The 13,321-nt window shown below is 69.0% G+C and carries 13 protein-coding genes; 1 reads left to right on the forward strand and 12 read right to left on the reverse strand.

Annotated features, from left to right (window positions below):
* Positions 1 to 52: 52 nt before the first annotated feature.
* From NN2_RS02800 to zapE, 6 genes are all read right to left on the reverse strand, one after another.
* Positions 53 to 502 carry a hypothetical protein gene (locus tag NN2_RS02800; RefSeq protein WP_063010076.1) on the reverse strand — a complete coding sequence of 150 codons (450 nt, stop codon included), beginning with the start codon at positions 500 to 502 and terminating at the stop codon, positions 53 to 55.
* On the reverse strand, positions 499 to 1,773 hold the full coding sequence (locus NN2_RS02805; protein WP_063010078.1) for a DUF58 domain-containing protein: 1,275 nt from the start codon (positions 1,771 to 1,773) through the stop codon (positions 499 to 501). The genes NN2_RS02800 and NN2_RS02805 overlap by 4 nt, the downstream gene beginning before the upstream one ends.
* Complete coding sequence (locus NN2_RS02810; protein ID WP_030517297.1) at positions 1,770 to 2,732, reverse strand: AAA family ATPase; 963 nt, start codon at positions 2,730 to 2,732, stop codon at positions 1,770 to 1,772. The genes NN2_RS02805 and NN2_RS02810 overlap by 4 nt, the downstream gene beginning before the upstream one ends.
* 49 nt (positions 2,733 to 2,781) lie before the next feature.
* Positions 2,782 to 3,273: a hypothetical protein gene (locus NN2_RS02815; RefSeq protein ID WP_063010206.1), complete on the reverse strand. Its 492-nt coding sequence runs from the start codon at positions 3,271 to 3,273 to the stop codon at positions 2,782 to 2,784.
* 5 nt (positions 3,274 to 3,278) lie between these two features.
* Positions 3,279 to 4,217 (reverse strand): DUF4129 domain-containing protein, encoded by a 939-nt coding sequence (locus NN2_RS02820; RefSeq protein ID WP_245658516.1) that lies wholly within the window; start codon positions 4,215 to 4,217, stop codon positions 3,279 to 3,281.
* A gap of 113 nt (positions 4,218 to 4,330) precedes the next feature.
* Positions 4,331 to 5,437, reverse strand: a complete 1,107-nt coding sequence (gene zapE / locus NN2_RS02825) for a cell division protein ZapE (protein WP_245658518.1) — start codon at positions 5,435 to 5,437, stop codon at positions 4,331 to 4,333.
* Between the two features lie 87 nt (positions 5,438 to 5,524).
* Between zapE and NN2_RS02830 the strand changes: the two genes are divergently transcribed.
* The gene (locus tag NN2_RS02830) at positions 5,525 to 6,127 is read left to right on the forward strand and encodes a TetR/AcrR family transcriptional regulator (protein ID WP_063010080.1); all 603 of its coding nucleotides are present in this window, start codon (positions 5,525 to 5,527) and stop codon (positions 6,125 to 6,127) included.
* Positions 6,128 to 6,180: 53 nt separating this feature from the next.
* Here the strand turns inward: NN2_RS02830 and NN2_RS02835 are convergent, their stop codons facing one another.
* Genes NN2_RS02835 through NN2_RS02860 form a run of 6 tightly spaced genes read right to left on the reverse strand, consistent with a single transcriptional unit; the run spans position 6,181 to position 13,213 of the window.
* Entirely contained in the window at positions 6,181 to 7,356 is a 1,176-nt protein-coding gene (locus NN2_RS02835) for a lipid-transfer protein (RefSeq protein WP_063010082.1), read from the reverse strand.
* Entirely contained in the window at positions 7,353 to 7,772 is a 420-nt protein-coding gene (locus tag NN2_RS02840) for a MaoC family dehydratase (RefSeq protein ID WP_030517303.1), read from the reverse strand. Before NN2_RS02840 ends, NN2_RS02835 begins: the two co-directional genes overlap by 4 nt.
* Positions 7,769 to 8,719 carry a bifunctional MaoC family dehydratase N-terminal/OB-fold nucleic acid binding domain-containing protein gene (locus NN2_RS02845; protein WP_082856660.1) on the reverse strand — a complete coding sequence of 317 codons (951 nt, stop codon included), beginning with the start codon at positions 8,717 to 8,719 and terminating at the stop codon, positions 7,769 to 7,771. Before NN2_RS02845 ends, NN2_RS02840 begins: the two co-directional genes overlap by 4 nt.
* A gap of 22 nt (positions 8,720 to 8,741) precedes the next feature.
* Positions 8,742 to 9,911, reverse strand: a complete 1,170-nt coding sequence (locus tag NN2_RS02850; RefSeq protein WP_063010086.1) for an acyl-CoA dehydrogenase family protein — start codon at positions 9,909 to 9,911, stop codon at positions 8,742 to 8,744.
* Positions 9,896 to 10,975 (reverse strand): acyl-CoA dehydrogenase family protein, encoded by a 1,080-nt coding sequence (locus NN2_RS02855; RefSeq protein WP_063010088.1) that lies wholly within the window; start codon positions 10,973 to 10,975, stop codon positions 9,896 to 9,898. Before NN2_RS02855 ends, NN2_RS02850 begins: the two co-directional genes overlap by 16 nt.
* A gap of 54 nt (positions 10,976 to 11,029) precedes the next feature.
* A complete protein-coding gene (locus NN2_RS02860; RefSeq protein ID WP_063010090.1) occupies positions 11,030 to 13,213 on the reverse strand; it encodes an acyl-CoA dehydrogenase family protein in 2,184 nt (727 codons plus the stop codon).
* Positions 13,214 to 13,321: the final 108 nt, after the last annotated feature.

The following is a 13,321-nucleotide window of genomic DNA, read 5'->3' on the forward strand; positions in this document are numbered from 1 at the left end:
ATCGCGTAGTAGGGCAAACACCCTGGTTGTGGGGTATATCACGCTCGTTCGACTACGTCGGTTCCGCCGAATCCGGGGCATCCTCGCGCACTGTCAGGCCCTGCACGATCGCGGCGTACAGGGCGATGACCAGCACGGGCGCGGCCAGCGGCAGCCAGGCCAGCCGTCCCGGAATCAGCGTTGCGAGCACCGCCGCGGCGGCGAATCCGAGCGCGCCGATCACCGAGGGCAGTGTGGTGGGAACCACACCCGCCGGGGCGTGCAACGTGGCGGTGTTGAGCAGATAGGTGGTGGCGACCAGACCCGTCCCGGCGGCGGCCAGTGCCCCGGTATCGGCCCACGCCAGCGCACCGAGCGCGATCAGCACCGCCACCACCGCGACCGATCGGAACCACCAGCCCGCGACCACCGTCACGAACACCGGAATCGCGGCCCACGGCAGCACGATGCCCACCGCGGTGGCCAGCAGCAGCCCGGACAGCACGGCCAGAAATCTCGTCATCGCTTCACCCGCACCATTCGCCGATGTTCGGGCAGCAGGCGCATCGCCTGGTCGAGGCGAGCCCCCTCGGGCCAGGGCACGATATCCACACCGACCGTGCCCATGTCGCGATACATCGCGGTGCGTTCCAACTGCCACATCCGGGCCAGCGTCGGATCCAGGCCGTCCTTGAACGGCGTGCCGCGCAGCACGTCGACCACCACCACGGCATGTCCGCGTTTGCGCAGGTCGATCAGCGCCAGCGCGAATTCGGTGTCGAGCAGGGTCGAGAACGCGACCACGACCGCGCCGATCGGTACCGCCGAATGCGGGGCCAGCGTGCCGACATTGGGAATGTGCTCGTCGCCCACGCCGAGCACCGTGTCGATGATGCGATAGAACTGGCGGCGTCCGATATCGGGCCGCAGCCAGCGCGGCGCGCGGCCCAGGCACACCACGGCGGTACGGTCGCCCGCCTGCAGCGCGGTCTGGGCGACCTGTGCGGCGCCGCGCACCGTCAGCTCCATCGAATCCGAGGCCGGACCCGGCGCCTGCAGCGAGGTGTCCACCAGCACAACGACATCCGCGGCGCGATTGGTGAGCCGTTGGGTGACGTACAACCGGCCGCGACGCGCACTCACCGGCCAGTTGACGATGCGCAATTCGTCACCGGGAGCGTAGGCGCGAATATCGGCGTATTCCACGCCCGGACCGTGCCGGCGGGTCAGATGGGTACCGATCCGTTCCGGAAGTTCGGTGCGCGGCAGGCGCATTCGCTGTGGGTCCGCGATCGGATATACGTAGACCTCGCCGGCCGCGACACTCGCCGCGGCCTGGGCCAGACCGGCCGGGCTCAATGCCGTCAGCCGCACCGTCACCGGATAGCGGCCCCAGCGCTGCGTGGACAGCGCCAACCGCAGGCCCGCCGGAGCCGGTCCGGAATCGGACGACTCCTCCACGCGCACCTCGAGTCCGTTCGCCTCCTCGGGGCGACAGCGCAGCAGCGCATGCCCCTGTTCGACGAAGGCGGCGACCGCGAGTTCGACCTCCTCGGATTCGAAGCAGCGCAGCACTCCCCCGCCGTCGATCTGAATCCTGGTGCGCGACAACTGAATCGGCGCGGTGGCCAGCACACCCAGCATCGGCGCCGCGAACACCGCCAGCTGCCAGCGCTCCAGCATGATCGCCGGCACCAGCGCGACCGCGGCGGCGACCGCCAGCATGTACACCAGTGGCGCGGGCCGCCAGCGCAGATCGACCTCGCTCGCCGAGGTGGTATCGCGATGTCTCATGTCACCGTCGCGCGCGGTACGGGCAGGCGGCGCAGCAATTCGGAGATGACGTCCTCGCCGCGGATCCGGCGCACCCACATCTCCGGGCGCAGCGTGATCCGGTGCGCCATGGCCGGAACCGCCAGCGCCTTCACATCCTCGGGGATCACGTAGTCGCGCCCCAGCAGCAGCGCCCGGGCCCGCGCCATCTGCACCAGATCCAGTTCGGCGCGGGGGCTCGCACCGACCTCGACCTGCGGATGACCGCGGGTGGCGGCGGCCAGGGCGACCACATACGTCACCACATCCGGGTGGACAGTGACGAATTCGACCGCCTGGCGCATCTCCACCAGACCTTGCGCGTCCACCACCTGGCCCACCTGCGGGGTGACCGCGCCGCGTTCGAGCCGGCGGCGGATCATCTGGGTCTCGTCCTTCTCCGACAGATATCCCAGCCGTAACTGCATGGCGAATCGGTCCAACTGGGCCTCGGGCAGCGGATAGGTGCCCTCGTACTCGATCGGGTTGTCGGTGGCCAGCACGATGAAAGGCTGTGGCAGCGGGAAGGTTTCGCCGTCGATACTCACCTGCCCCTCGGCCATCGCCTCCAGCAGTGCGGCCTGCGTCTTGGGCGGTGTGCGGTTGATCTCGTCGGCGAGCAGCATGTTGGTGAACACGGGCCCGCGGCGGAAATTGAACCGCCCCGAGGCCATGTCGTAGATGGTCGAACCGATGAGGTCCGCGGGCAGTAGATCCGGGGTGAACTGCACGCGCGTGAAGTCCAACCCCAATGCGGTGGCGAAAGATCGGGCGATGAGCGTCTTACCCAAGCCCGGTAGGTCCTCGATCAGGACGTGGCCGCCCGATAGCACCGCGACCATGATCAGCTGCAGCTCATCGCGCTTGCCGACCACGACGCGGGCGATCTCCCGCAGCACCGCATCGGTGCGTTTGATGGTCACATCCAAAGGTGTCGTCATATCCGATCTCGCACTAGTTCCAACCCATTTCACATGTTCTGCAAGCGGCTCACATGCTCTGCAAGCGACGTAGAATCTCGTCCAGTGCGGCCCGGCCCGGCGCGCGCGAGGTCTGATCACGCGGCGACGAATTGGCCGGATCCACCCAGCGCCACAGTTCCGGACCGAACTGCAGCCGTCCGGCGGCCTCGGTGGCCTTGCGGTTCTTCGCGATCCGATGCCCGCTGGACAGTTCGAACTCCTTGGCCAGCAGCGGGCGCAGATAGCGATCCCAATCGGCCCGGGTGCCGTCGGCACGGGTCGCGAGCATCTGCGCCCGCGCGTGCCAGCGGCTCAGCATTTCGGCCGGGCCGTTCTCGAAGTCGTGGTCGTCGAGGTCGCGGGCCTGGGCCCGAGAACGCTCGACCAGCGACCACAGCAGTAGTGCCAGGGCCCCGAGTACCGGCACCCCGACCAGAATCGGCAGCATCTCGCGCTGGTTGCTCAGGCCGACCAACTCGATCAGCGCGATCATCAGCACCGCGCCGACCACGATCGTCATCCGGGTCACAGCCGCGCCCCCTGCAGATCCGCCAGCACGATGCGCAGCAGTTGTTCGGCGCGCATTCGCTGCCATTCCAGGATCGAATGCGGGCTGAACCGGGCCTCCTCGAACAGCGTCACGAGTTCGCGGGCCGAGGCGTCGTGCAGGACACCCCGATCGAAGGCCCGGGCCAGCACCTCCGAGGGGGTATCGGAGATCAGTGGCGCCACCTCGCGAGCCTGCGCCAGACCGCTTTCCATCGCGACGTAGCAGGCGATGATCGCGGCGCGCGCGTCCTTGCCCGAGGCCATCATCGCGGCCAGGCCCATCTCGGCGACCTGCGCCAGCGAGACCGGCGCATCGGCGGCCACGGGTGGGGGCAGCAGCGCCGGCGCGCCCCGGCGGTCCCGAGCGCCGAAGGCCACCACGCCGAGACCGAGGATCGCGACCGCCACCAGCACCGCGGCGCATGCGCCGACGAACAGCAGAGCGTGACCGCTCAGCTCCGGGCTGCTGGAGAACGGCTGGGTGGTCGGCGGCGCGGTGGTTTCGGGCTGCCGTGCGGTGGCGGGCGGATTCGATCGCGGCGCGGCGGCTTCCTCGCGCCCGCCGGCGAGCAGATACACCGCCCAGACGATCGCGGTCAGCACGGCCGCGACCGCGGTGCCGATGAGGACCACGATCCCGAACCGGCCCAACCGGAACGGCTGCCGCTTACGGTCACGGTCGACCTCGGCCATCGCCAGCGGCAGGTGGTGCTGGCTGGTCAGTACCCCGGCCAGCAGGATCACCACCGACACCAGCGACAGCACCGGCATGAGTGCCACCGTCACCGCCGAGGGCGGAGACGGTGCATGCGGACCGCCGGTACCCGGCAGGTATCCGCGCAGCGCGAAGACGACGCACGCCATCAGTGCGATCAGCCCGATCGCGCGTGGTATCGCCGTTCTCACCCCGGCCACGGGCCTCTCCCAGAAAACATCCGAACTGCACAAACAGGCACATCGTTACATGCCGAACGGTCCGTGAGGAGGGAAATCGTGACACCGGACGGTGACCGATCCGGTCTATGCCCCTAGCCGCCAGTTGACAGCCGAAGAAACTGTGACCGCGCACAGCATTCGGGCTCGTCGACGGCACGTCCGTCCAAACGAACGCACTTCACTTCGGTGGACGCCGACGGGTGCTCGGTCACCGCGCTCCGCGACTCGGCCGACTCGACGACGCTCGCCGGGCGAGCGCCGGGCAACCGGCCCAGCCGGCTCGCGGTGCGGTCCAGATCCGGGGCGGCGGCGACGTCGCGGATCAACTCCGGCAGCGGAACCTCGGCGTAGAGGGTGAGTGCCAGATCGGCGTCGTAGAGCACGTCGACGAGGTTGACGAACCGTGTCACCGCGTCGACCGGGACGCGCCGCAGCGGCGGCACCGCGCACAGGACCCAGCGCCGGTAGGTGTGGGTGAGGGTCAGGAAGTCGATGGCCGACAAGGGCGTCGCGCAGATCTCGTCGAAGTCGACCACCAGCAGGTCCGCGTCCACGGTTCGTGCTCGGAGCAGCAGGTGCGCGATCGGCACCTCGGCCGGCCGGTCGGCGCCGGACCGGCGCCCGTACACATAGCGCCCGCTCGCGAATCCGGTCCGGGGATGGTCCCCGCGGGCACGGTAGTCCTGCGGGCCGTCGACCGCGAGCACGGCCAGATGCGCACGCAGCAGGGCGATGGCAGGTTCGAATTTCGCGTGCGTCAGCGGATTGGGCAGCAGCTCCTCGGGCGGATAGTTCGAGGTCGCCACCAGCACGATGCGGCGCGCGAACAGGGCCTCGAGCAGGCGGGTGATCAGCATGGCGTCGCCGACGTCGTGCACGTGGAATTCGTCGAAACAGATCAGTTCGGTGTCGCCGAGTACTGCGTCCAGCGCGGCCGGCAGCGCGCCGGATTCGGCGATCGCCGTATGAAGCCGGGCGAAGAACTGGTGAAAGTGGAAGCGGCACTTACGTGTCGAATCCACCCGATCGAAGAACTCGTCCATGAGCATCGTCTTGCCGCGCCCGGGTCGACCGTGCAGATAGACCCCGCGCGGGACCGGCCGCGGGAACGACCACCGGCGCCGGCTCCATCGCCGGGCCACCGTGGCCAGTGCCGCCGCGGCTGCGCGCTGAGCGTCATCGAGAACCAGTCCGTCCACGGTCTCCACCCTCCTGAGAGCTCTACATCCGTAGAGCGCCTCTACACTTGTAGAGGATGATCCCGTGGGAAACGAGAGAAGGTGACGATGTCCACACGTCCAGCGGGTGAGGTAGGTGCGACGGACCGGCGCGGACTCATCGTCGGCACGGCGATCGACCTGATCGCCCGCCAGGGGCTGCGGGCGCTGACTCATCGGGCGCTCGATACCGAGGCCGGCTTGCCGGCCGGGTCTACCTCGTACTACTTCCGCACCAAGCGCGCACTGATCGAGGCGATCGTCGACGCGATCACCGAGCGCTCGCGCACCGATTTCCGCGCCGCCGACCTACCGGCCTCCGGCCCGGACGACATCGCCGCCGCGGTCGCCGCGTGGCTGGACAACCTCCTGGCGCAACGCCGTAACCATCTGATCGCCCGCCACATGCTGATCACCGACCTGCTCGGCGACCCCGACCTGCATCCCCGCCTGGTCGCGAGCCTGTTCTCCCATCGGCACGCCCGTGAGCTGTTCCGCGCGCTGGGCGCCACCGACCCCGACACGGCCGCGTCCGATTACATCGCCGTCATCGAAGGCTTGGTTTTCGACCGATTCGCCGGTGCGCGAACAGGTTTGGCGGCCGGGACAGCGCGAAGTGTCGAACAGCTGGCCCGCCCGCTGCGGGCCCACTTGCGCGTGGGGTCCGAATAACCGCGATGAGCCATCGGTCGATCCGCATCGGGGTTGCCCCACGGGCGCCCGGATCAGGCCGCGGTCAGTACCAGTCCGGAGGTCGGCACACCGGTGCCGGCGGTGACGACGACGTTCTCCAGGCCCTCGACCTGGTTCACCGAGCTGCCGCGGATCTGGCGCACTCCCTCGGCGATGCCGTTCATCCCGTGGATGTAGGCCTCGCCCAACTGGCCGCCGTGGGTGTTGAGCGGCAGCCGGCCGCCGATTTCGATCGCCCCGTCGGCCACGAAATCCTTGGCCTCGCCGCGACCGCAGAAGCCCAGCTCCTCGAGCTGCATCAGCACGAACGGAGTGAAGTGGTCGTAGAGAATGGCCGCCTGCATATCCTCCGGCCGCAGTTCGCTCTGCGCCCACAGCTGGTCGCCCACCAGGCCCATTTCCGGCAGGCCGGTCAGGGCGTCGCGGTAGTAGCTGGTCATCACGTACTGGTCCGCACCCGACCCCTGGGCCGCACCGGCGATCAGCGCGGGCTTGTTCGGCAGGTCCCGGGCGCGCTCGGCACTGGTGACCACGATGGCCACCCCACCGTCGGTCTCCTGGCAGCAATCCAGCAGATGCAACGGTTCGGCGATCCAGCGCGAGGCCTGGTGGTCGTCGAGCGTGATCGGCTTGCCGTAGAAATGCGCCGCCGGATTCACCGCCGCGTGCTTGCGGTCGGCGACCGCCACCCGGCCGAAATCCGCACTGCTCGCGCCGTATACGTGCATATAGCGCCGGGCCACCATGGCGACCTGCGCGGCCGGCGTGCCCAGGCCGTGGGTGTAGGAGAATGCGTTGTCCACACCCGACGAGCTGGGATTGCCGGTCGCCAGATGAGTGGCGAACTGCCCGAAGCGATTTCCGGACCGCTCGTTGAACGCGCGGTAGGCCACCACGACATCCGCGACTCCGGTGGCGACCGCCATGGCGGCCTGCTGCACGGTCGCCGCCGCCGCGCCGCCGCCGAACGGGATGTTGCTGAAGAACTTCAGGCTAGGGATACCGGTGGCCCGCGCGACCGCGGCCTGGGTGTTGGTATCCATGGTGAAGGTCGTCAGGCCGTCCACATCGGCGGGCGTCAGGCCGGCGTCGGCGAGCGCGGCGGTGACGGCCTCGGCCGCCAGGCGCAGCTCGCTGCGGCCGGAGTCCTTGGAGAAATCGGTGGCGCCGATGCCGACGATGGCGGCGCGGCGGCTCAGACCCGTCACTGGCGTGCCTCCTGCAGGGAGATAACGGCTTTCGCCGTGATGTGGTCGCCGAGGCTGTCCTTGCCGACCACGTCGATGGTGATGTCCGCGCCGTCCACGGCCGCCACGGTTCCATTGAGCGTCAGGGTGTCGCCCGCGTACAGTGGCACCCCCAGGCGCAGGGCGATGGATTTCACCACCGCCCCCGGCCCCGCCCAATCCGTGACGAAACGCTGCACCAGACCGGTGTCGGTGAGGATGTTGACGAAAATGTCCTTGGACCCGCGCTCCACGGCCTTGTCGCGGTCGTGGTGCACGTCCTGGAAGTCGCGGGTGGCCAGGGCGGTGGAGACCACGAACGTCGGGTCGGCGTGAATCACCAACTCGGGCAGAGTGGTTCCGACCTGCACGGCGGTCGGCTGAATCGTGGATGTCATCGCACGGCCTTCCAGTAGGGCACGGTGTTGTCGTCGTCGAGCTGCTGGAAGCCCACTTCGACGGGCAGGCCCACCTCGACCTCGGCGGGGTCGATGCCGCGCAGCTCACCGAGCATGCGCACGCCCTCCTCGAGTTCGACCAGAGCGACGACGTACGGCACCTGACGGCCGGGCACCTTCGGCGCGTGGTGCACCACGAAACTGAAGACGGTGCCGCGACCGGAGGCCACCACGTAGTCGGACTGTTCGGTGTGGTCCTTCCACAGCGCCGGAACCGGCGGATGCTGCAACGATCCGTCCGGGCGCTGCTGGATCCGCAGCTCACCGAGTTTTGTTCCGGCCCAGAAGAATTCGGTGTCCTTGGACACGGTGGGCCGGACCCGCTTCGCCAGATCCTCCGCCGACACCTCGCCGGGTTCGGTAGCGGCCGGCTTCGCCGTGCCGGGTGCGAACTTCAACATCCGGAACAACATCTCGGTGACGGGTTCGTCGTCGACGTACCAGGTCAGCAGATAGGTCGCGAACCAGCCCTCGCCGAGGCCGGTTCGCTTGGGCCCCACCAGTTCTCGCAGTCTGGTCCGCGCCACCGGACGCTCGCCGGGGCGCAGGTAGCGGTGGTAGGTCTGCTCACAGTTGGTCGCCACCACCGAGGTGTAACCGGCGGCGTCGAGCAGATCGTTGACCGCGTTCATCGGGTCGTCGGCGGGCCGTGAGCCGTGCAGACCGGGCATGGTCCACACCTGGGCCATGGCCGGCGGTGCGACGATGCCGGGATGTCCGGCGGCGCGGGCGGCCTCGTCGTCGACGTAGATCGGGTTGGCGTCGCCCAGCGCCTCGACCCAGTTGTTGATCATCGGCTGGTTCACCGGGTCGCGGCCGAGCCGCGGAGCGGACTCGCCCAGCTGCTGGATCTTCTCGCCGGCGGCGCGGATCTCTTCCGCCGTCATGGTTTCCGACACGCGAAAACTCCTATCTCGGTACGCGGGGCAGGCGCAGGCCCATCTGCGCGATCAGTTCGCGCATGACCTCGTTGACGCCGCCACCGAAGGTCACGACCAGGTTCTGCTTGGTGCGTTTGTCCAGCCAGGTCAGTAGTTCCGCGGTGACCGGATCGGCCGGATCGCCGAAGCGCCCCACGATCTCCTCCGCCAGCCGGCCCGCCTCCTGCAGCGCCTCCGTGGAGTACACCTTGGTCGCCGAGGCGTCGGCGATCACATCCCGCTGGTCGGAATCGGGGCGCTCCATATTCGAGGCGACCTGCCAGTTCAGCAGTTCGTTGACCCGCACCATGGCGTGCAGGCGGCCCAGCGCGCGCCGCACCTCGGGCTCCTCCAGGACACCCTGGCGCCGCGACCAGTCACGTACCCGCTCGTAGAGCTGCTCGATCTTGCCGGACGGTCCCAGGCTCACCCGCTCGTGATTGAGCTGGGTGGTGATGAGCTTCCAGCCGCCGTTCTCCTCCCCGACCAGCATTTCCGCCGGCACGCGGACGTTGTCGAAGTAGGTGGCGTTGGTGTGATGCGCGCCGTCGGCGGTGATGATCGGCGTCCACGAGTAGCCGGGATCGGTGGTGTCCATGATCAGGATCGAGATGCCCTTGTGCCGGGACTCGACCGAACCCGTGCGCACCGCGAGCCAGATGAAATCCGCCTCGTGCGCTCCGGTGGTGAACACCTTCTGCCCGTTGACGATCCAGTCGCCGTCGGCGTCGCGCACCGCCGAGGTCCGCAGCGCGGCCAGGTCGGTGCCGGCGTCCGGCTCGGAATATCCGATGGCGAAATGGATGTCGCCGGTGAGGATTCCGGGCAAGAACTTGCGCTTCTGCTCGTCGGTACCGAACGACTGCAGCGCCGGGCCGACGGTCAGCAGCGTCACCAGCGGCACCGGCACATCGGCGCGGACCGCCTCGTTGTAGAAGATCTGCTGTTCCAGCGGGCCGAAGCCCTGGCCGCCGTACTCCTTCGGCCAGCCCACGCCCAGCCACCCGTCGCGGCCCATCCGCTTGACCACCGCGCGGTAGGCGTCGCCATGGCGGTTCACCGCCATCTCGGCCTCCTCCTCGGGAGTGACGAGATCGGCGAAGTAGGCGCGTAATTCGTCGCGCAGCTTGTGCTGTTCAGCGGTCAGATCGATGTACATCTGGCTCCCAACCGGTCCAGCCGGAACGACGCACCGCCGAGCCAGCGGGCGATGTCCTTGGCTTGTGAGTAGTAGCGGTGCAGCGGGTGAGTCACATCGACGCCGATGCCGCCGTGCAGGTGATGGCACCGCTGCATGGCCGCCGGCAGCTCGGAGGCCACGCAGAACGCCAGCACATCGAGGTCGTCATCGACACGTTCCAGGTGCTTGTCACCACTGTAGTTCTCGCCGCCGAAGGTTTGCGCCAGCGACCAGTTCGCGGATGTCGCGGCCACCTGCAAGGCGCGCGAGACCACGTAGACGTCGGCGATTTCCTGTGCGACAGCCTGGAATTCGGCCAGCGGGCGGCCGAACTGCTGCCGGGTCCGCAGGTGTTCGGAGGTCAGCGCCAGCACGCCTTTGAGCAAACCGTCGGCGACCGCCCCGAGGGTGGCCAGGGCGATGCGGTGCAGGTCCTCCAGTGGGATATCAAGCAGTTGCGCCGCCGGAATCACCGTGTCGTCGAAGGCCACCGAGAATTCCGGCGCGCCCGTGGAACTCGGGCTCTCGGTACGGGTGATGCCGTTCGCGTCACCGTCGACGACCGCGATACCGCGATCGGTCGGCACCAGAATCCACTGTGCCTGTTCCGCGTACGGCACCGCGATCTTGCGGCCGGTGATCCGCACCGAATCGCCGTCGGCCACCGCCTTCGTCTGCGGTTCGGCGACGAACGGGGCGCCCGGTTCGTGCAGTGCCGCGGTCAGGATCGCGCCCTTGGCGACGGCGGGAAAGACCTTGGCCGCCAAGTCGTCTCCGACATGGCCGACCAGCGGCAGTACGCCGAACCCGAGGGTCGACAGCGCCGGCACCGCCACCGCGTCGGTCGCGAGTTCGGTCAGCAGGGTCGAGACCTCGAGCAGTCCCATCCCGTCGCCGCCGTGCTGTTCCGGCAGCGGCAGCGCCAGCAGCCCGCTGTCGACCAGCGCGGGCCACAACGCGAGATCACGCGCGCTGTCGTGTTCGAGCAGGCTCACGACGACTTCGGCGACCGCGTCCTGACTCTCGTCTCTGGTGAAGTCCAATTCTTTTGCTCCCTGTCGGATGTGGGCTGCTCTGGTGGCCACTGCCCTGCGGTATCAGCCCTTCGATTCGCGCGGCAGCCCGAGAATCCGCTCACCGGCGACGGTCAGCAGGATCTGTTCGGTGCCGCCGGCGATCGACAGACAACGAGTGAGCAGGAATTCCTTCACCACGTCGGTATCCAGCGCACCGGCCGTGCCGGACAGTTCGACCGCGAATTCGGCCACTGCCTGCCGGTGCCGGACGCCGACCAGTTTGCGGACGCTGCTCTCCGCCGCGGGGTCACCGCCGGACAGCAATTTCGCGGCCGCACGCGCCTCCAGCAACGTGCCGGCCACCGAATCGGCGACCAGCGCGCCCAGGCGATCGGCGACCACCTCGGCACCCGGGCCCGCGGTGGGAGCTGCGGCGATCAGGGCCTCGAGCTCGTCGCCGATTCCCTTGCCGCCCATGGCCACTCGCTCCGCCGAGAGCGTGGACCGGGCGATCCGCCAGCCGTTGCCGAGCTCTCCCACCAGGCAGTCGTCGGGGACGAACACGTCGTCGAGGAAGACCTCGTTGAAGCGCGCCTCCCCGGTGATCTCCACCAGCGGCCGGATCTCGAGCCCCGCACTCTTCATGTCGACCAGGAAGTAGCTGATGCCCTTGTGCTTCGGCGCGGCGGAATCGGTGCGCGCCAGACAGATTCCCCACGTGGCACGGTCGGCGAGCGAGGTCCACACCTTCTGGCCGCGCAGCTTCCAGCCGCCCTCGACCCGCTCGGCGACGGTGCGCAGCGCCGCGAGATCGGAGCCGGCGCCCGGCTCCGAGAACAGCTGGCACCAGATGACCTCACCGGTCAGCGTGGGCAGCGCGTAGCGCTCGATCTGCTCGGGCGTACCCCACTGCAGCAGGGTCGGAATCGCCCAGTTGGCGATCGCCAGATCCGGCAGCTCGATTCCGGCCTTACGGATCTGATCCTCGATGAGACTGCGCTGAATCGGGTCGGCGTCGCGACCGTAGGGAGCCGGCCAGTGGCAGGCCAGTAGTCCCGCCTCGGCCAGTGCGCTGCGCTGCTCTCCGGCGGGCAGCGCGGCGATACGGGCCAGGTCGGCGGCCAGCACGGTCCCCTCGGCCGTGTCCAGACCCGCTGCCTCCCATGCCGATCCGCCTTCGGCGTCACCGAGGTCGACAGAGACGTTGCGCCGCACTCCGGCATGCGTCAGCTTCGCCACCTCGGCCCGCCAGTGTGCCGAGCCGCCCAGCAACGCCCGCAGCGCGGTCGCGCGCCGCAGGTACAGGTGCGCGTCGTGCTCCCAGGTGAAGCCGATACCGCCCAGCACCTGGATGCAGTCCTTGGCGTTCTCCACGGCGGCGTCCAGCGCGATCGCCATCGCGACGGCGGCGGCCAGTCGCAGTTCGCCACCACCCGCGTCGGTAGCTCCCGCGGCGGTCGCCGGATCGGCCGCTGCCGCCGCGTCCGCCGCCACGGCGCGGGTCTGTTCGGTGCGGCACAGCATCCAGGCGCAGATGTGCTTGATCGCCTGGAATTCGCCGATCTTGCGGCCGAACTGCTCCCGGACGTTGGCGTAGTCGACCGCCGTCTCCAGGCACCAGCCCGCGATCCCCGCGGCCTCGGCCGCGATCAGCGCGGCCACGAGATCGCCCACCGCGTAGGGCGGTTCGAAGATGTGCCCGGCCGGCACCGCGACGCCTGCGCAGACCACACGGGCCAGCGGAGTGCTGGGGTCCAGGGGCTCGAGCGCCTCGACCGTCACGCCCGGCGTGCCCGCCGGCAGCAGGCACCACAGCTCGCGGTCGCCGGAGCGTACCGGCAGCAACAGCGCGGTCTGCTCGTCGGCGCCGAGCACGGTCTCCCAGGTGCCGGTCACTTCCAGCGCGTCGGTTGCGTTGTGCGACAGCACAACAGGCTCGCCCAGGGCGATACCGCAGGGCGTATCCTCGTCGAGGGTGTCGCCGGCAACGAGGCCGGCCAGCGCGGTAGCCGTCACCGGTCCGCCCACGAGATCATGCGCCGCCTGCTCGATCAGCACGGCCAGATCGCTCACGCAGCCGCCCGCGCCGCCGGCCTCCTCGGGGACCGCGACGCGGAAGATGCCGAGGCCCACCAGGCCCGGCCAGAATTCACGCCAGTACCCCGGCGCGCCACTGCGCATTGTTGCAATCGGGTGCACCGCTGCGGCCCATCCGCGCATCGACTCCTGGACGGCTTTATGCTCGTCAGTGGTGGCGATGGTCACACTCCATACCGCCTTTCCGGCGTGACTCCCACACCTAGAACATGTTCTAATGTGACGGTCGGGCGTAAGTCAAGGGGCGTCCGTCGCCGCCGCTGAACTACGCTCGTC

It is taken from the genome of Nocardia nova NBRC 15556, from assembly GCF_001613005.1.
Lineage (GTDB): Bacteria > Actinomycetota > Actinomycetes > Mycobacteriales > Mycobacteriaceae > Nocardia > Nocardia nova.

Excerpts from the sequence above, each read along its gene's own strand:
- NN2_RS02800 (WP_063010076.1), bottom strand. The coding sequence starts at position 502 with ATGACGAGATTTCTGGCCGTGCTGTCCGGGCTGCTGCTGGCCACCGCG.
- NN2_RS02805 (WP_063010078.1), bottom strand. The coding sequence starts at position 1,773 with ATGAGACATCGCGATACCACCTCGGCGAGCGAGGTCGATCTGCGCTGG.
- NN2_RS02810 (WP_030517297.1), bottom strand. The coding sequence starts at position 2,732 with ATGACGACACCTTTGGATGTGACCATCAAACGCACCGATGCGGTGCTG.
- NN2_RS02815 (WP_063010206.1), bottom strand. The coding sequence starts at position 3,273 with ATGACGATCGTGGTCGGCGCGGTGCTGATGATCGCGCTGATCGAGTTG.
- NN2_RS02830 (WP_063010080.1), top strand. The coding sequence starts at position 5,525 with ATGTCCACACGTCCAGCGGGTGAGGTAGGTGCGACGGACCGGCGCGGA.
- NN2_RS02840 (WP_030517303.1), bottom strand. The coding sequence starts at position 7,772 with ATGACATCCACGATTCAGCCGACCGCCGTGCAGGTCGGAACCACTCTG.
- NN2_RS02845 (WP_082856660.1), bottom strand. The coding sequence starts at position 8,719 with ATGACGGCGGAAGAGATCCGCGCCGCCGGCGAGAAGATCCAGCAGCTG.
- NN2_RS02850 (WP_063010086.1), bottom strand. The coding sequence starts at position 9,911 with ATGTACATCGATCTGACCGCTGAACAGCACAAGCTGCGCGACGAATTA.